The sequence below is a fragment of the Nioella sp. genome, assembly GCF_965215655.1.
Classification (GTDB): Bacteria; Pseudomonadota; Alphaproteobacteria; order Rhodobacterales; family Rhodobacteraceae; genus Nioella.
On record NZ_OZ244111.1, the window covers coordinates 914,594 to 932,540 of the forward strand.

The following is a 17,947-nucleotide window of genomic DNA, read 5'->3' on the forward strand; positions in this document are numbered from 1 at the left end:
ACGGAAGTGCCATGACCTACGCCGTGATCGAAAACTGCATCAACTGCAAATACACCGACTGCGTCGAGGTATGCCCGGTGGATTGCTTCTACGAGGGGGAGAACTTCCTCGTCATTCATCCCGATGAATGCATTGATTGCGGTGTCTGCGAGCCGGAATGCCCGGCGGACGCGATTCGGCCCGATACCGAGCCGGACATGGAAAAATGGGTGGAGCTGAACCGGAAATATTCCGAGATGTGGCCGGTTATTGTTTCCAAGAAGGATCCGCTGCCCACGGCAGAGGAATTTGACGGCAAGGACGGCAAGCTGCCGCTTCTGTCGGAAGCCCCGGGCGAGGGCGGCTGACCGATTCGCCCCGGCGCTGGCTGTGTTGCTGGTGCCAAATGTGATGTTGCGCTGCGGCAAAACCCTGTGAAAACAGGGCTTTTGGCGATAGTTGCATTGCGAATCTTTGAAATGGTCGAATTTTGTGCTATATTCCTGTTACAAAGGATGTCTCGTGAACGCACAAGACGCGGTCGTGCCACACCGCGCATGAAATCAAAGAATGACAGCCCGTAGTGGAAAGTCCCGCTTTCCTCGCGGTGTTTTTGTCGCCCGTGACCGGGCTGTAAAAGGAAAACCATATGAGCAAATCGCGCAAATCGCAGGACTTTCGCCCGAACGACTATGTCGTCTACCCCGCGCATGGGGTCGGGCAGATCGTGTCCATCGAGGAACAGGAAATCGCCGGGCTGTCGCTCGAACTTTTCGTGATCTCCTTCGAGAAGGACAAGATGACCCTGCGGGTGCCAACGGCAAAGGCCACCGAGGTCGGGATGCGTTCGCTGTCCAGCCCCGATGTGGTGAAGAAGGCCATGGATACGCTCAAGGGCAAGGCTCGGGTGAAGCGCGCCATGTGGTCGCGCCGGGCGCAGGAATATGAGCAGAAGATCAACTCGGGCGACCTGATTTCGATCGCCGAAGTGGTCCGCGACCTGCACCGCGCCGATGACCAGCGCGAACAGTCCTATTCCGAGCGTCAGCTCTATGAGGCGGCGCTGGAGCGTCTGACCCGTGAGCTGGCTGCCGTGAACGGCATGGATGAGGCCGGGGCGCAGAAGCGCGTCGACGAGGTGCTGACCGCCCGCGCCGCCTGATCTGACCTGAGTGGTTCAGGAATTGACCCCGTTGCAGCGATGCGGCGGGGTTTTTCCTTGGTTGGGAAGGGCCTTCGAAGGCCCTTGAAAGCGGTTTCGAAACCGCTTCTCTGAAGGCGCTTGCAAGCGCCTTTGCCGCGAGGTCAGAGCGAGGCTGCCAGAACGGCGAGGGCGGCGATTTCGGATAGTTGCTGGCTGGCACCCAGAATGTCGCCGGTCTGACCGCCGATCTTGGCCTTCGCCAGCATCCCGAGTGCGATGGCCACAGCCGCAATCAGCAGCGCAGCCCAGATTGCAGTGCTTCCGGTCAGGGCCATTGCCAGCACCAGCGCAACACCCCCGCCGATCCCGGCAGCCTCCAGCGGTGGTTGCCCCACGGCCCGTGACAACCCGCCTTCGCGGGCGGGCGGCATCCAGGCCATCAGCGCCACCATCGGCACACGCGACAGCAGCGCGGCGGCCATCAGCGCTGGCAAAGCCTGCCCCGCCGTGATCAGTCCGGCCAGCAGCGACCAGCGCGCCAGCACGGACAGGATCAGCGCCAGAACCCCGTAGGTGCCGATATGGCTGTCCTTCATGATCTCCAGCCGCCGCTCTGCCGTCCAGCCACCCCAGAGCCCGTCGGCGGTATCTGCCAGCCCGTCCTCATGCATGGCCCCGGTGACCATCGCCATGACCGCAAGCGCCAGCGCTGCAGACAGGCCGGACCCAAGCCCAGAGGTCAGCCAGATCGCCAGCCCGGCCAGCAGGGCAGGGGCCAACCCCGCCAGAGGCCAGGCCCAGGCCGCCGCTGCGCCACGGGTCAGGTCAGGCTCACCCGGCAGGGGCAATCGGGTCAGCAACCCGAGGGAGAGGCGCAGATCGCCGGTAATCTGTTGCAGAATGTCGCGCGGGGCCATGATCCCGGATCCTTTCGGTCGCATTCCAATGGACAATCCGGCATATCCGCCCAAACGCCCCTTTGGCAATGACAGAGAGACCGACGCCGATGACCACGCCCTTCACCAGCCTTGCCGAGTTCCGCGCCCTTCTGGCGGAGGCCCCCGGCCCGGACAGCGCCGCCATTTCGGGTGCACAGGACCGCAACGGACAGCTGACCAAGCCGCCGGGCGCGCTTGGGCGACTGGAGGATCTGGCAATCTGGTATGCGGGCTGGCGTGGCGATGTGCGGCCTTCGATCACCGCCCCACAGGTGCTGATCTTCGCAGGTAACCATGGGGTGACGACGCGGGGCGTGTCGGCCTTTCCGGCCGAGGTTACGGTGCAGATGGTCGCCAATTTCGAGGCGGGTGGCGCGGCGATCAACCAGTTGTCGAAGGCGGCAGGGGCAAGCATGCAGGTCCATGCGCTGGACCTGGACAAACCTACGGCGGATTTCTCAGTGGGTCCGGCCATGAGCGAAGCTGAGGTCGTGGCCGCACTGGCGACCGGCTGGAACGCGGTCGACCCCAAGGCCGACCTGCTGGTCACCGGTGAGATGGGGATCGGCAACACCACCTCCGCCGCCGCCATCGCATTGGCGCTCTTTGGCGGTGAGGCCGCCGATTGGACGGGGCGCGGCACAGGCGTCGATGACGCGGGCCTGGCGCTGAAGGCGCAGGTCGTGGCCGAGGGGCTGGCGGCGAACCCGCAGGCGGGCGAGGAGGCGCTGGAGGCGCTGCGCTGCCTTGGCGGGCGGGAGCTTGCGGCAATGGCGGGGGCGATTGCCCACGCGCGGGTCTTGCGCATTCCGGTCATCCTCGACGGGTTCATCTGCACGGCGGCGGCGGCAACGCTGGAACAGGCCGTGCCGGGCGCTCTGGATCACGCGGTGGCGGGGCACCTGTCGGCGGAAACCGCCCATGGTGCGGTGCTTGAACGCCTTGGCAAAGAGCCGCTTCTGGCGCTCAACATGCGGCTTGGCGAAGGGTCCGGCGCGGCGCTGGCGATCAATGTGCTGAAAGGCGCGATTGCCTGCCATTCCGGCATGGCGACCTTTGCCGAGGCCGGTGTGTCGGACGGCTAAACGCCGTCCCGCGAGGATTCTTCGTCCTCGACCGGCTCCGGCAACTCGGCCTCGTCCAGATGCGTGGCGATGGCGGTTTCCAGATTGGCGTTCAACTCGCTCGAGCGGGCCACATAGGCGTCATTCTCGGCCAGGGGGATGCCGGGCTGCCACAGCTCTGCCAATTCGCGCAGCACATGGCGGTCATGGCGGTAGAAGGCCATTTCCATCTCATGCGCCTCGTATTCGGACAGCCCCATGTTTTCGAGCACGTAGCGCCCGGCGCGGAGTGAGCTGTCGAACATCTCGCGCACGATGTCATTCGCGCCCGCCTGATACAGTTCATAGGTGTGCACCCGATCATAGGCGCGGGCGACGATATGGATATCGGGGCGGCGGCGGCGGGCGTAGCGCACCAGTTTCAGTACTTCTTCCTTGCCGTCCATGGCCACCACCAGCACCTTGGCATGGTCGAGCCCCGCCGCATGCAGCAATTCGGGCCGCGTGGGGTCGCCGAAATAGCCGTGAATGCCGAAACGGCGCAAAAGCTGGATCGTGGCGAGGTCCGCATCCAGCACCACAGTCTTGAAGCCCGAGAGCTGGAGCATCCGGTTGACCACCTGCCCGAAGCGGCCGGTGCCTGCGATGATGATGCTTTCGGGGCTGTCGATTTCATCCGGGGCGGGGCCTTCCTCGGCGGTGTCTTTCACCAGTTTCGAGAGCATCTCGTACAGGATGAAGAACAGCGGCGTCAGCAGCATCGACAGGGCGACGACGAGCAGAAGGATTTCGGACACGTGATCGGGCAACACGTGGCTGCCGACCGCGTAGGAGATCAGCACGAAGCCGAATTCACCCGCCTGTGCGAGGCTGAGGGTGAAGAGCCATTGGTCGCGGCCCCGCAGGCCTGCCGCCAGGCCGATCCCGTAGAGGATGAGGCCCTTGGAGATCATCACCGCGAAGGTCAGGCTGAGGATCGTGAAGAGATGCGTCCAGAGCACATCGAAATGAATGCCTGCGCCCACAGTGATGAAGAAGAGGCCCAGAAGCAGGCCCTTGAACGGCTCGATATTGGCTTCCAGTTCGTGCTTGAACTCGGAATTGGCCAGAACCACGCCCGCGATGAAGGCCCCGAGAGCGGGTGAAAGACCCACGAGCACCATCAGAAACGCGATGCCCACGACGATAATCAGCGCGACGGCGGTATACATCTCGCGCAGTCGCGCCATGTGGATGAACTGGAACAGCGGGCGGGTCAGGAAGCGTCCCCCGATAATGACGGCGGCGACGGCGGCGATGGTGATCAGCGTCACGCCCCAGGCGGGCAGGCCCTCGACAAGCGACATGCCGGTCTCGGCGGCGGCCTCCATGCCGGGGCGCTGGATCGAGCCATCGGGGGAGAACTGTGCCGCCGGAACCGTGGCCAGCAGCGGCAGCAGCGCCAACATCGGGATAACGGCGATATCCTGCGTCAGCAGGACGGAAAAGGCGGATCGCCCGCCGCCCGTGCGCAGCAGTTTCTTTTCGGTCAGGGTTTGCAGGACGATCGCGGTGGAGGACAGCGCAAAGATCAGCCCGACGGCCAGCGCCTGTTGCCAGGGCAGGCCAAGGATAAAGGCCCCGCCCCCCAGAACCGCCGTCGAGAGGCCGATCTGCGCGCCGCCAAGCCCGACCAGCTTGTCACGCATTTCCCAAAGGCCCTTGGGGTTCAGCTCCAGCCCGATCAGGAACAGCATCATGACAACGCCGAACTCCGCCACATGCTGAAGCCCGTGCGGATCGGCCCCCACCTGATAGAGGATCGGGGCCAGCGCGATGCCCGCGATGAGGTAGCCCAACACGGACCCCAGCCCGAGCCGCACCGAAAGCGGTACCGCGATCACCATCGCGGCGAGGTAGAGCGTGGCCTCGAAAAGGATGCTGTCCATGGGGCGGGTCGTCCTGAAAGTGTTCGCAGGTGCAGCATCGCGGGTCTGCGGCGGTTTGGCAACAGCACAGGCTGTCAGGTGGGCAGGGGCGCGTCGGGTTTCTGCTGATCCATGACGATCTGGCTTTGCACCCGCGCGACGGCGGGGGTGGGCAGGATGACCTCGTGAATCAGCCGGTGCAGCGCGCCCAGATCGGTGCAGTAGACCCTGAGCAGGTAATCGGCCTCGCCGGTCAGGGTCCAGGCCGAGATGATCTCGGGCCGTGTATCGACGATCCGGGTGAAGGCGCGGACCTGCGCGGGGTCATGGGTGGCCATCTGCACCTGCACGAAGGCCTGAACGGTGAGACCGAGCGCCTCGGGCGAGACCACGGCGCGGGAGCCGGTGACGATGCCTGCCTGTTCCAGCCGCTGGCGGCGGCGGCCGGCCTGGCTGGCCGAGAGGTTCAGCCGGTCGCCCAATTCCTGCGCGGTCAGTCCCGCATTGTGCTGAATCGCTTTCAGAAGGCGGCGGTCGGTGTCGTCGATCATGTGCGTTTATCTCGCGTGATATCCCACAACTGCGCTACTTCATCGCACAAAATTTAGCTATGGCAATGAAGTTCGCGCATTTTATGCGGGGTGTACGCGGTAAATTCGACCTAAGCGAACACCAGACAGGAGGAAACGCCCATGGGCCCGTTCCCGCATGACGCCCCCCGCGCCACTATTTCCACAGAGAACCCTGCCGGCACCGACGGGTTCGAATTCGTCGAATTCGCCCATCCCGACCCGCAGGAGCTGCGCGATCTTTTTGCCAAGATGGGCTTTGTCCATACCGCCAATCACAAGACCAAGGCGGTGGAGCTGTGGCAGCAGGGCGATATTTCCTACATCCTGAACGCGGAGCCGGGCAGCTTTGCCGCCAAGTTCGTGGAAGAACACGGGCCCTGCGCCCCCGCCATGGCCTGGCGCGTCGTCGATGCGCAGCACGCCTATGAGCACGCGATTTCCAAGGGCGCGGAAGCCTATGAGGGCGCGGACAAGACGCTCGACTGGCCCGCGATCAAGGGGATCGGTGGCAGCCTGATCTATTTCACCGACCGCTATTTCGACGCCTCGCCCTATAACGAGGAGTTCGACTGGATCAGCAGCGCGCACCCGCAGGGCGCAGGGTTTTACTACCTCGATCACCTGACCCACAACGTTCATAAGGGCAATATGGACGTCTGGTTCAACTTCTATGGCGATCTGTTCAATTTCAAGGAAATCCGTTTCTTCGATATCGAGGGCAAGTTTACCGGGCTTTATTCCCGCGCGCTGACCTCCCCTTGCGGGCGCATCCGCATCCCGATCAACGAGGATCGGGGCGAGAAGGGGCAGATCGTCGAATACCTGCGCCGCTACAAGGGCGAGGGCATTCAGCACATCGCCGTGGGGACCGAGAACATCTACGCCTCGACCGACCTGATCTCGAATGCCGGCATCCGCTTCATGCCCGGCCCGAACGAGGCCTATTACGACCTGTCCTATGAGCGGGTCAAAGGCCATGACGAGCCGAAAGAGAAGATGATGAAGCACGGCATCCTGATCGACGGCGAAGGCGTGGTCGATGGAGGGGAAACGAAGATCCTGTTGCAGATCTTCTCCAAGACCGTGATCGGGCCGATCTTCTTCGAGTTTATCCAGCGCAAGGGCGATGACGGGTTCGGCGAGGGCAACTTCAAGGCGCTGTTTGAGTCGATCGAGGCCGAACAGATCGAACGCGGGCTGTTCACGGACGAAGAAAAGGGTGACGCGGCCTGATCAGGGCGACGCGTCAAAGACCCGGGGAGGGACCCCCGCCTGGCACGATCCGGGCGGGGGTTTTTCGTCAGTTGAAGGCGACGACGCCGAAGATGATGGCGATGGCCACGCCGCCGCGCGCGATGGAGGACAGAACCTTCATGCGGGCAAGGTCAGGCGGTGTGCCGGATTTCTCGGCCTTCACGGCAATCGCGGTCATCATCGACACCGGTACAAGCACAGCTGTGGCCCCGATGAGCTTGACCCAGAAGGTCCAGCCCATTGCCATGGTGTCATAGGACAGGACAAGTATCCCGACCCCCGAGAGCCACAAAAGAATGATCGCAGCGAAACCGATCTTGCCGATGATCCCCATGGTCTGGGCGACCATCGGCGGCGGTGGTGCCTTTGAGGTGATGACCTTTTTCAGCAGGAGCCCATTGCCGATGCTGGCGGCGCCACCTGCGAATAGGCCGAACATGTGAATGATCTTGAGCGTGATCAGCATGATATCCCCCTGTCATGCAATCTATGAGAGTAAATCCTAGGGCCACGTCGCTCCATCGGTCAAATATGCAATATCCTTAACCAAATTTCATTTGCGATACCGGGTTTCGGTCGGCATGTCGGAGGTCATGTAAATTGAGAGGCGCAGATGAAACGCTCCGAGATCAACGACATCATGGCCGAGGCAGATGCCTTCATCCGGTCCTTTGGCTTTGCCCTGCCCCCTTTCGCCCATTGGACCCCCGAGGAGATGCAGGCGCGCCGGGGGGAGATTGCGCGGCTGGTCGAGGGGCACATGGGCTGGGATATCACCGATTATGGCGCGGGACGGTTCGAGGATATGGGGCTGTTTTTGTTTACGCTCAGGAACGGGCGGCAGGCAGATCTGAAACGGGGCGGCGGCATGTGCTATGCCGAGAAACTGCTGATTTCCCGTAAGGATCAGCTGAGCCCCATGCACCGGCATTATCTGAAGGCGGAGGACATCATCAACCGGGGCGGGGCGGACATGGCCATTGAGCTTTTTGGCTCGGCCCCCGATGGCAGTCTCGACGAGACGGCGGGCGGCACGGTACTGTGCGACGGTGTTGAGCGGGAGTTTGCGCCCGGTGAGGTGCTGCGGTTCGCACCCGGTGAAAGCATCACCCTGATGCCGGGCGACTGGCACGCGTTCTGGGGCGAGGGGGGCGATGTGCTGATCGGGGAGGTCTCGACCGTGAACGACGACGAAACCGACAACTGGTTCCGGGACCCGATCGGGCGCTTTGCGGAGATCGAGGAGGATGTGGCGCCGGTGCATTTGCTGGTGTCGGATTACGCGCACTGGTTAGGGTGATCGGGAGGGATTTCGCCGTGCCTTCGGCACGTCGACCGGCGCGGCCCTGGCGGGCCACGTTTGAGGCCGCGACAGGTTTCGACCGGGGATGGGGGCGCTGCCCCCGCCGCCTTTCGGCGACTCCCCCGAGGTACTTTTGCCAAGATGAAAGCGTCAGGGGGGCGGGTTGGCGAGCCCGTTAACCTTAACGAAAGCATTGATGTCGCAGGCTGATTGTCGCCGGAGTGTCGGGCGCGGCTTCCCAAGGGCGGGGCGGGCCGCTAAAACGCGCCGGACAGGTTACCAGAAGGTTCCGCATCATGACCCAGATCCGCCCACAACCCGGCATAATGGAAATCGCGCTCTACCAGGGTGGCGGGGCCTCAATCGCGGGGCAGGAAAAGCCGCTGAAGCTCAGTTCGAACGAGAACCCGTTCGGGCCGGGACCGAAGGCCGTGGAGGCGGTTCAGGCCGCGGCGGGGGCGATGCATCTTTACCCCTCGACCGATCATGCCGCGTTGCGAAACGCCATTGGCGAGGTCCATGGGCTGGACCCTGACCGGATCATCTGCGGTGTCGGCTCGGATGAGATCATCACCTTCCTGTGCCAGGCCTATGCGGGGCCGGGCGACGAGGTGCTGTATACCGAACACGGGTTCCTGATGTACAAGATCTCCGCCCTTGCGGCGGGGGCCACGCCCGTGGTTGCGCCGGAGCAGGAGCGGACCGTCGATGTCGACGCGATCCTTGACAAGGTGACCAGCCGCACGCGGCTTGTCTTCATTGCCAACCCCAACAATCCCACCGGCACCATGATCGGCGGCAACGAGGTGGCGCGGCTGGCGGCCGGGCTGCCGGAGAATTGCCTGCTGGTTCTGGACGGGGCCTATGCGGAATATGTGGATGGGTTCGATGGTGGCGCGGGACTTGTGGATGCGCGTGACAACGTCGTGATGACCCGGACCTTTTCCAAGATCTACGGTCTTGGCGGGTTGCGGGTCGGGTGGGGTTATGCCCCCCGCGCCGTGATTGACGTGCTCAACCGGGTGCGCGGGCCGTTCAACCTGTCTACGCTGGCGCTGGCGGGGGCCGAGGCGGCGGTGCGCGATACGGGCTATGTGGATCATTGCCGGGTGGTGAATACCGTGCAGCGCAAGCGGCTGGCGGAGGGCATGGCGGCGCTTGGCTTCCCCTCCGATCCGTCGGAAGGTAATTTCATCCTCTGCCGGATGGGGAATGAGGCAACGGCACAGGCCGCCGACGCGCATCTGAAGTCGAAGGGCATCATCGTGCGGCTGGTGGCGGGCTATGGCCTGCCCGATTGCATCCGCATCACGGTTGGGTCAGAGGCCGATGTGACCCGCGTGTTGGATGCGATGGCGGATTTCGGAGGCACGGCATGAGCGTGATCTACCAAAGGGTCGCCCTGATCGGCCTGGGACTGATCGCGGGGTCCATGGCCCATGCCATGCGGCGTGACGGGTTGGCCGGTGAGACCGTGGGCACCGCGCGGTCGGCAGAAACCCGCGCCGTGGCAAGGGAAATCGGGCTCTGCGATATGGTCGTGGACAGCGCCGCCGAAGCCGTGGAAGGCGCCGATCTGGTGGTTCTTGCGGTTCCCGTGGGGGCCATGGGCCGCGTGGCACAAGAGATTGCACCGCATCTGGCCCCCGGCGCGACGATCACCGATGTGGGGTCGGTCAAGAAGGACGTGATCGACAGCGTTGGCCCGCATCTGCCCGAGAGTGTACATTTCATCCCCGGCCACCCTCTGGCGGGGACGGAGCATTCCGGCCCCCGCTCTGGCTTCGCGGAACTGTTCGAGAACCGCTACACATTGCTGACCCCGGTCGAGGGCAGCGACCCGGCGGCGGTGGCGAAGCTGCGCGCGCTTTGGGAAGGCATGGGGGCATTGGTGGAGGAAATGGACGCGGAGCATCATGACCTTGTGCTCGCCGTTACTTCCCACACCCCGCACCTTATCGCCTACACCATGGTCGGCGTCGCCGATCACCTGCGCCGGGTGACCGAGAGCGAAGTCATCAAGTATTCCGCCGCCGGGTTCCGCGACTTCACCCGGATTGCCGCCAGCGACCCGACCATGTGGCGCGACGTGTTCCTGACCAACAAGGAGGCGGTGCTGGATATCCTCGGTCGCTTCACTGAGGAACTGTTTGTGCTGCAACGTGCCATCCGCATGGGCGATGGCGATGCGCTGCACGATTATTTCACCCGCACACGGGCGATCCGGCGTGGCATTATCGAGGCCGGTCAGGACACGGACGCGCCGGACTTTGGCCGGGTCAAGCCGCGCAAGGGCGGGGACGCGGGATGAGGCTGGCGCGGGCGGCATTGGTGGCGGTACTGGGCTTTGCCCTGCCTGCCCAGGCCTATGCGCCCGCGCAATCCCTGCGGCCCTTGCCGCGCCCTGTCTCCACCCCGGCGCCGCAAGGCCCTGCCGACCGGGTGGTCGGGCCCTCCGATCCGCTTGTGGTGACGATCCGGGCCACCGATCTGGCGCCGTCGGCGTCCCTGCGGCCGATCTACAGGCCCGGACGGGCCGAGCAGGTGACGGAGATCCGCCCGGATCAGACCATCGTGGCGGAACTGCCCCCGGAAGAGACCGAAGAGAGGGGGCCGCCGCGCGGGTTGCTGGCGCTTTTGACGGGACAAAACCGGCTCAACCCGCCGGGTGTGACGGCGGTGCGCGTGTCCCTGCGCCCGGTCGAACGGCCTGCGGGGCTGGCCGCGGCCATTCGCGCGGCGGAAACGCGGGGCACGCCGGGGCGGGTGACGCAGCCGGGCCAACGTGGGGCGCTCTGCGGGCAGCGCGGTATCATCGGTGACCGGCTGGAACGGATTCCGGGGCGCATCAACGGCTGCGGCATTGCGGAACCCGTAAGAGTGCGCGAGATCGACGGCATCACCCTGGCGCAGCCCGCCACGATCAACTGTGATACGGCCCTGGCGGTGCAGGAATGGCTGAACGACGCGGTCATCCCCACTGTGGGGCGCCATGGGGGCGGGGTGGCGTCGCTGCGCGTCGTCGCCTCCTATTCCTGCCGGACGCGCAACAACCAACCCGGCGCGCGGCTGTCGGAACATGCCACCGGAAACGCCATTGATATCGCCGGGATCGGTCTGGTGGACGGGTCCGAAATCTCCGTGCTGGACGACTGGGATGGCGGGCGCGAGGGGCGTATCCTCAGGCAGTTGCACGAGGCCGCCTGCGGCACCTTCGGCACGGTTCTGGGGCCGGGGGCAGACCGTTATCACCGCGACCATTTCCATTTCGACGTCGCCGCTTACCGCAATGGTGCCTATTGCCGCTAACGCAGGATCAGGCGTGGGGCGGGGCCAAGAGGGATCGGCCCGAAATAGACCTGCCCGCCGGAAAAGCGGAGCGTCGCGTCAAGATCTTCGGGCCTGCCTGAGAGGCCCGCCAGCAGGCCAAGCCCGGTTTCCAGCGTGCCGCGGAACCCCACTGGAATGGCCCCCGCATTCACCCCGATCTCGATCATCTCGCGCCAGTTCTGCGCCCGGACAGACAGATCGCCCGTGGGCAGCCCTTCGGCATCCACATCCAGATCTCCCGAAAGGCGCAGCGCCAGATCGCCCCAGTCGGCCCGTAGCTCGGCCAGTTCCACGCGGGTGATTGCCGGGCGGCTGCTTTCCAGCGCCGTCAGGTCCCAGGTGCGGGCAAAGCCCATGACGGCCTCGAAGCGGACGGTTTCGATCTCCTGCGGCAGCACGCCCGCTGGATCGAGCAGAGCCAGAACCTCGCCTGCCGGGGTCACGCCGCTGGCGTCGATGCGGATGTCGTAGCGGTAGCCCGGCTCGTCGCGTTCCACCACCATCGCCAGGGCCTGATTCACCCGGCTGGACCAGCCCAGGTCGCTGTCCATCTCCAGCGCCGCGATGCGGGTTTCGGATTGCACCAGCGCCAGATACTCCAGCGGGCGGACATGCAGCATCGCCTCCAGCTGATCGGCGCGGATCGTGATCCGTTCATAGGGGGTGGACAGTGTGTGTTCGGCTGGCCAGATCGCGCGGATCGCCTGCGGCTGGTAGCTGTCCTGGTCCAGGCGGAACCCGTCCGCCTCCAGCGCCCACCCGCTGAACGGATCGGCCAGCATCAGCCCCGGCAGGGTTGTGACGAAGCGAAACGGATAGCCCGAGGTCTGCACGCTGTCATGGGCCACGGCCCACCCGGCGGCCTCGCGGTCGTTCAGCCAATAGGTCACCAGCCGTTCCGTGGCGATGGACCCGGCCAGCCACACAACCGACCAGATCATGACCAGCGCGCCGATCACCCAGGCCCAGAGCTTCATCGCGCGACTCTCCTGTTTCATCCCGCCCGCTGCCTGCATATACGGGGACGGGCACGAGTGACCATAGGACAAGGTGGTATTGGCATGAGCACGGCGGATCTTTGGGTGTTCGGATACGGATCGCTGATCTGGAACCCCGGTTTCGATGTGGTCGAGACGCGGATCGCACGGCTTCCCGGCTGGCACCGGTCCTTCTGCATGAGTTCGATCCACCATCGTGGCTCGGTGGAAAGCCCCGGTCTGGTGCTGGCGCTGGATGCAGCGGACGCGGCGCATTGCGATGGCGTCGCCTTCCGGGTCGAAGCGGCCAAAGCGCCCGCCACCATCGAGTATCTGCGCGAGCGGGAGCTGATTTCCTCGGCCTATCTGGAGCGTGAATTGCCGATCACCTTCCATGACGGGGGAGAGGCCGTGGCCGTTACCTATGTGATCGACCCCGAACATGAGCAATATGTGGCGGGGATGAGCCTAGAAAAACAGGCGCAGATCATCGCCCGCGCGGTCGGCGGTCGTGGCCCGAATGACGAATACCTCTACAACACCGCCGCCCATCTGGCCGAGCTCGATCTGGCCGATGCCGATCTGGATTGGCTGGTGCACCGGGTTCGGGCGCTGAAACAGGGGTGACCTTGCGCCGGAATGCATGCGAAGGCCCCGCAACGCTTGGCAGATTGCTGCGGGCGGGGTAGGGTGAGCGCGTGAAAAACGGGATGGCCAGAACACCGTGACGAGCAGACCCGACGCGCCGCGCTTTACGCAACCGATCCGCCAGATCGCGATCATGCTGATGATCTGCGGGCTGGTGGGGTTTGGCACCTTCCTTGTCTGGGCCAGCATCGAGCCGGTGGTGACCGCCAATACCTATCTCAACGGCACGATCGCGCTTGTCTTCTTTGCCGGCGTTCTGGCCTGTTTCTGGCAGGTGGTGCAATTGTTCTCGTCGATCTCGTGGATCGAGGGGATCGCCAATGGCGCGGGTGAGGATCAGGGCAAACCGCCGCTTCTACTGGCAGCGCTGTCGGGCATCTTTCAGGCACGTGGATCGCGGCTGCAATTGACCTCCGCCTCGTCGCGTTCGGTGCTGGATTCGGTCGGCGCGCGGATGGAAGAGGCGCGCGACATCACGCGCTACATCACCAGCCTGCTGATATTTCTTGGGCTTCTGGGCACGTTCTACGGGTTGGCCGTGACGGTGCCGGCGGTGGTGGAAACCATCCGCTCGCTGCAACCCTCTGCCGACGACTCCGGCATCGAAGTGTTTTCGCGCCTGATGGGCGGGCTGGAGGATCAACTGGGCGGCATGGGCACGGCCTTCGCCTCGTCGCTGCTTGGCCTCGCGGGGTCGCTGGTCGTGGGGTTGCTGGAGCTGTTCGCGGGCCATGGCCAGAACCGGTTCTACCGCGAGATGGAGGAATGGCTGTCCACGATCACCCGCGTCAGTTTTTCGTCGGGCGAGGGTGAAGGCGGCGGGCTGGACCGGGCGGCGATTGCCACGGTGCTGGATCACATGGTCGATCAGATCGACACGCTGCAGGGGCTGTTTACCCAATCCGAGGCGCGCCATCAGGAGACCGAGGCACGCCTTGGCGAGATGACGGGGGTGTTGGCGGACCTTGCGGAACGGCTCGGACCCGGACAGGTGGCCGCGACCGAACGCCTGTCGGCCGCGCAGGACCGGCTGGCCGAGGTGCTGGCGGCCACGTCCGGCGAAGGGGGCATTGACGCGGAAAGCCGGATGCGTCTGCGGTCCATCGACGTGCAGTTGCTGAAGATCTTCGAGGAAATGGGCAGTTCGCGGCAGGAAGAGATCGGCGCCCTGCGCGCCGATATCGGAGAGCTGACCGGTGCGATCCGGGAACTGACGCGCTCGGCCTCGCAGCCCCGCCAACGCCCCGCCCCGCAACGTCATGCGCCCCCCGAAGACCCGGCCCCGGAGGGCTGATCCATGGCCTTCCACCGGCGTTCCGGCACGCGATTTACCGCCTCGATCTGGCCCGGTTTCGTGGATGCCATCACCGCGCTTTTGATGGTGATGATCTTCGTTCTGACGATCTTCATGATCGTGCAGTTCGTGCTGTCGGAAACGATCAACAACCAGGATGACGAGCTGAACGTTCTGAACGCGCAGCTCAATGAACTGGCCGACGCGCTCGGCCTGGCGCAAAGCCGCTCGGCACAGCTTGAACAACGGGTGGCGACTCTTGGGGCCAGCCTGTCCGAGGCCGAGGGCGAATTGCAGATGCAGGCGGCGTTGATCGCCTCGCTGACGGCTGAGACCGAAGGGCAGGCGGCGCGCATTGCCGATTTCGAGGCGCAGGTGGCCTCGCTGATTGCGGCCAACACGGATCTGACCGAGGAACGCGATGCGGTGCAGGCGGATCTGGAGGCGCGGGTGTCAGAGGTTGACGCGCTGACGCTGGCCCTTGCCACCGCGCGCGACGAGATCGACGTGGCCGCCGAACAGGCGCGCCTGGCCGCCGCCGAACGCGAGGCGCTGGAGGCGCTTATCGCCGATCTGGAAACGGAGGCCGCCGCGCAGGAGGCGACGCTTGCTGACACGCTGGCCGCCTTGCAGGCGCAGGAAGAAACCTCGGCGGGGTTGCAGACCGACCTGACCACGGCGCTTGCCGCGCTGGCAGGTGAGGAGGCCCTGACCGCATCGCTCGAAGCGCAGATCGCTGAATTGGAGCAGGAGCTGACCGCTGAGGAAGCGGCGCTGCTGGCCGAACAGGCGGCGGCGGCCGCGCTGCGCGAACGGCTCTCGGTGCTGGAAACCGATCTCGACAGCGAAGAGGCCGCGCGTCTGGCCGAGGCCGCCGCCGCTGCCGCGCTGCGCGACCGGCTGGCGGATACTCAGGCGCAGCTTTCCGACGAGGAGGCCGCCCGTCTGGCAGAGGCCGCCGCTGCCGAGGCCCTGCGCGCGCGCCTGCAAGAAGCTGATGCTGAACTGACCGCCATGGCGCTTGCGCTGGAACAGCGGCGGCAGGAGGCGGAGGACACGCTGACCCTGCTGGCCGCTGCCGATCAGGCGCGGGAGAACTTTGCAGCCCGTCTGGCCGCGGCGCTGGCTGACAACACCGCGCAGGGCGACCGGATCGAGGAACTGGAGACAAGCCTCGCCGCAGCCAGCGAGGAAGCGGGACGCTTGTCGGACCTGGAGGGGCAGTTGGCCTTGGCGCTGGCCGCTCGGGCGCAGGACGCCGCCGCTCTGGCCGAGACACAGGCGGCGCTGGAAGCCGCGCAATCGGTGGCGGAGGAGCGCGCTGGCGAGATGTCCTCGCTGGAGGAGGAACTGGCGCGCGCCCTGGCCCGATTGACGGCGCAAGCCACGGAAAGCCGCACGCGGATCGCCGCGCTGGAAGAGGATATCGCGGCTGCCAATGCCAACGCCGCCGCGACAGCGGCTGCCCTGACGGCAAGCGAGGAAACGGTTGCCGGGTTGGAAACACAGCTTGCGACGGCTCTGCAACAGGCCGATCAGCGCGCGGAAGCGGATGCCGGGCGGCTTGCGGAGCTGGAGGCAGACGTGGCGGCCGCCGAAGGCACTGCCGCCGCGGCTCAGGCGGAACTGACCGAGAGCCGGGCCTCATTGACCCGGCTGGAGGCGGAGCTGGCCGCAGCCCTTGTGCGGGCCACGCGTGATGCCGAACGGATCGCGGCGCTGGAACAGGATCTGGGAACCGCCCGGGCCGAAGCTGCCGCCGCGCAATCGGATCTCGACAACAGTTCCGAAAGCCTAGATGCGCTGCAAACGCAACTGGCCGCCGCGCTTCAGTCGGCACAGGCGCAGGCCGGCGAGGATGCGGCGCGCATTGCCGCGTTGGAAACCGATCTGGTCGCCGCGCGGGCCGAAACCCAGGCCGCCGAAGAGGGGCTGGCCCGGCGCGCTGCGGAGCTGACGGCGCTGGAAGCAGAGCTGGCCACAGCGCTTGCTCGGGCCACGCTGGCAGCGGACCGGGTGGCAGAGGTTGAGGCCAATCTCTCTGCCGCACAGGCCGAAAGCGCCGTTCTGCGGGAAGAGCAGGCCGCCAACCAGACGGCCCTGACCGCAATGGAGGCAGAGCTGACACAGGCCCTTCTGGATCTGGCGCGGGCCGAACAAACGGCGGAATCGCGCATCGCGGCGCTTGAGGCGGAACTGGCGGCATCCGAGGCCGCGCGGGAAACGGCGGGAGCAGAAGCCGCAGGGGCGCTGTCCGATCTGGAGGAACAACTGGCCGCCGCGCTGACCGCGCAGATGCTGGCCGAGACCACCGCCGAAGACCGCCTGAGCGAGGCCGAGCAGCAGTCGGCCTTGCTGGCGCAGGCCAATCTGGAACTGGAAACGGCCGAGGCGGCATCGGCGGAAAGTCAGCGCCAGATCGCGGCTTTGAACGAACAGGTGGCGGCGCTGCGCACGCAGCTTGGCGAGTTGCAGGGGCTGCTCGATGCCTCGCAGGCGGCGGATGCGGCGGCGCAGGTGCAGGTGGAAACGCTCGGGGCCGATCTGAACGCGGCACTGGCGCGGTTGGCTGCCGAAAGCGATGCGCTGGCGGAATCCGAAGCGGCCCGCGCCGAGGCCGAAGCGGAAGCGCGGCGTCTGGCCGAGGCCGAGGCCGAACGGCTGGCCGCCGAGGCGCAGGAACTGGAGCGCTATCGGTCGGAATTCTTCGGCCGCCTGCGCGAATTGCTGGAAGGCCGCGACGGGGTGCGGATCGAGGGGGATCGTTTCGTCTTCGCCTCCGAGGTGCTGTTCGAGGTCGGGTCTGCCGATCTCTCACCCGAAGGGGAGGCACAGATCGCCAATGTGGCGGAATTGTTGTTCGACGTGGCAGGGGAAATCCCCCTGTCGGTGGATTGGATCGTCCGTGTCGATGGTCATACCGATGACCAGCAACTGCGCCCGACCGCCGAATACGCCAATAACTGGGAACTGAGCCAGGCCCGCGCCCTGTCGGTGGTGCTGTTCATGAGCGACGAGCTCGGCTTTCCACCTGCGCGGCTGGCGGCGACGGGGTTTGGCGAGTACCGCCCGATTGCATCCAACGACACGCCCGAGGGGCAGGCCCAGAACCGCCGGATCGAGCTGAAGCTGACCGAGCGATGAGCGCGCTTCTGGATGAATTGCTGGCCCGTGAAACCCGTGTGTGGGAGGCCCTGGTCAAGGGCGATGCCGCAGCGGATGCCGCCGCCTTGTCGGCGGATTTTCTGGGGGTCTACCCGGACGGATTCGCCGGGAAGGGGGACCATGCCGGGCAGTTGGCGGATGGACCGACCGTGGCGCGGTTCCATCTGACCGATGTGCAGGTGAAGCCGCTTGGCGCGGACCACGCGCTGCTGGCTTATCGCGCGCGCTATCTGCGGGTTGGACGGGCAGAGGAAGAGGAGATGTATGTCTCCTCCATCTGGCGTCGCAGCGGAGAGGGTTGGGTTAATATTTTCAGCCAGGACACGCCCGCGACCGGGATGGCGGTGCCGTAAGAAAAAAGGCGCCCGCGTG

At 65.3% G+C, this 17,947-nt stretch carries 17 protein-coding genes; 12 read left to right on the forward strand and 5 right to left on the reverse strand.

The features are described 5' to 3' along the window. Positions 1-11: 11 nt before the first annotated feature. A complete protein-coding gene (fdxA, locus tag ACOOEX_RS04675; protein ID WP_071688651.1) occupies positions 12-347 on the forward strand; it encodes a ferredoxin FdxA in 336 nt (111 codons plus the stop codon). A gap of 281 nt (positions 348-628) precedes the next feature. Further along, positions 629-1,141, forward strand: coding sequence for a CarD family transcriptional regulator (locus tag ACOOEX_RS04680; RefSeq protein ID WP_071688650.1), 513 nt, complete (start codon positions 629-631; stop codon positions 1,139-1,141). Between the two features lie 143 nt (positions 1,142-1,284). Here ACOOEX_RS04680 and cobS read toward each other — a convergent pair whose 3' ends face one another. Continuing rightward, entirely contained in the window at positions 1,285-2,040 is a 756-nt protein-coding gene (gene cobS / locus ACOOEX_RS04685) for an adenosylcobinamide-GDP ribazoletransferase (protein ID WP_420397349.1), read from the reverse strand. Between the two features lie 89 nt (positions 2,041-2,129). On the opposite strand from cobS, the gene cobT reads away from it, so the two are divergent. Continuing rightward, positions 2,130-3,146, forward strand: a complete 1,017-nt coding sequence (cobT, locus tag ACOOEX_RS04690; protein WP_420397350.1) for a nicotinate-nucleotide--dimethylbenzimidazole phosphoribosyltransferase — start codon at positions 2,130-2,132, stop codon at positions 3,144-3,146. Here the strand turns inward: cobT and ACOOEX_RS04695 are convergent. After that, entirely contained in the window at positions 3,143-5,053 is a 1,911-nt protein-coding gene (locus ACOOEX_RS04695) for a cation:proton antiporter (protein WP_420397351.1), read from the reverse strand. The genes cobT and ACOOEX_RS04695 overlap by 4 nt on opposite strands. Positions 5,054-5,127: 74 nt before the next feature. Further along, positions 5,128-5,583: an Lrp/AsnC family transcriptional regulator gene (locus ACOOEX_RS04700; protein WP_420397352.1), complete on the reverse strand. Its 456-nt coding sequence runs from the start codon at positions 5,581-5,583 to the stop codon at positions 5,128-5,130. Between the two features lie 141 nt (positions 5,584-5,724). On the opposite strand from ACOOEX_RS04700, the gene hppD reads away from it, so the two are divergent. Continuing rightward, complete coding sequence (hppD, locus tag ACOOEX_RS04705; protein ID WP_420397353.1) at positions 5,725-6,837, forward strand: 4-hydroxyphenylpyruvate dioxygenase; 1,113 nt, start codon at positions 5,725-5,727, stop codon at positions 6,835-6,837. 67 nt (positions 6,838-6,904) lie between these two features. Here hppD and ACOOEX_RS04710 read toward each other — a convergent pair whose 3' ends face one another. Further along, on the reverse strand, positions 6,905-7,324 hold the full coding sequence (locus ACOOEX_RS04710) for a hypothetical protein (RefSeq protein WP_420397354.1): 420 nt from the start codon (positions 7,322-7,324) through the stop codon (positions 6,905-6,907). A 147-nt stretch (positions 7,325-7,471) separates the two neighbouring features. Between ACOOEX_RS04710 and ACOOEX_RS04715 the strand changes: the two genes are divergently transcribed. The 4 genes from ACOOEX_RS04715 (at position 7,472) to ACOOEX_RS04730 (ending at position 11,470) form a co-directional block, all read left to right on the forward strand. Further along, positions 7,472-8,158, forward strand: a complete 687-nt coding sequence (locus tag ACOOEX_RS04715; protein WP_420397355.1) for a D-lyxose/D-mannose family sugar isomerase — start codon at positions 7,472-7,474, stop codon at positions 8,156-8,158. A 299-nt stretch (positions 8,159-8,457) separates the two neighbouring features. Then, on the forward strand, positions 8,458-9,540 hold the full coding sequence (gene hisC / locus ACOOEX_RS04720) for a histidinol-phosphate transaminase (RefSeq protein WP_420397356.1): 1,083 nt from the start codon (positions 8,458-8,460) through the stop codon (positions 9,538-9,540). After that, entirely contained in the window at positions 9,537-10,472 is a 936-nt protein-coding gene (locus tag ACOOEX_RS04725) for a prephenate/arogenate dehydrogenase family protein (RefSeq protein WP_420397357.1), read from the forward strand. The genes hisC and ACOOEX_RS04725 overlap by 4 nt, the downstream gene beginning before the upstream one ends. After that, positions 10,469-11,470, forward strand: coding sequence for an extensin family protein (locus ACOOEX_RS04730; protein ID WP_420397358.1), 1,002 nt, complete (start codon positions 10,469-10,471; stop codon positions 11,468-11,470). The genes ACOOEX_RS04725 and ACOOEX_RS04730 overlap by 4 nt, the downstream gene beginning before the upstream one ends. Here the strand turns inward: ACOOEX_RS04730 and ACOOEX_RS04735 are convergent. After that, positions 11,467-12,468 (reverse strand): DUF2125 domain-containing protein, encoded by a 1,002-nt coding sequence (locus ACOOEX_RS04735; RefSeq protein ID WP_420397359.1) that lies wholly within the window; start codon positions 12,466-12,468, stop codon positions 11,467-11,469. The two genes, ACOOEX_RS04730 and ACOOEX_RS04735, sit on opposite strands and share 4 nt — an antisense overlap. Positions 12,469-12,552: 84 nt before the next feature. On the opposite strand from ACOOEX_RS04735, the gene ACOOEX_RS04740 reads away from it, so the two are divergent. The 4 genes from ACOOEX_RS04740 to ACOOEX_RS04755 all read left to right on the forward strand — a co-directional run bounded on the left by ACOOEX_RS04740 (position 12,553) and on the right by ACOOEX_RS04755 (position 17,928). Further along, positions 12,553-13,095 carry a gamma-glutamylcyclotransferase gene (locus ACOOEX_RS04740; RefSeq protein WP_420397360.1) on the forward strand — a complete coding sequence of 181 codons (543 nt, stop codon included), beginning with the start codon at positions 12,553-12,555 and terminating at the stop codon, positions 13,093-13,095. A 154-nt stretch (positions 13,096-13,249) separates the two neighbouring features. Next, the gene (locus ACOOEX_RS04745; protein WP_420398323.1) at positions 13,250-14,410 is read left to right on the forward strand and encodes a biopolymer transporter ExbB; all 1,161 of its coding nucleotides are present in this window, start codon (positions 13,250-13,252) and stop codon (positions 14,408-14,410) included. 3 nt (positions 14,411-14,413) lie between these two features. Then, positions 14,414-17,554, forward strand: a complete 3,141-nt coding sequence (locus ACOOEX_RS04750; protein WP_420397361.1) for a peptidoglycan -binding protein — start codon at positions 14,414-14,416, stop codon at positions 17,552-17,554. Then, the gene (locus ACOOEX_RS04755; protein ID WP_420397362.1) at positions 17,551-17,928 is read left to right on the forward strand and encodes a DUF4440 domain-containing protein; all 378 of its coding nucleotides are present in this window, start codon (positions 17,551-17,553) and stop codon (positions 17,926-17,928) included. The genes ACOOEX_RS04750 and ACOOEX_RS04755 overlap by 4 nt, the downstream gene beginning before the upstream one ends. The last annotated feature ends 19 nt before the right edge of the window (positions 17,929-17,947 follow it).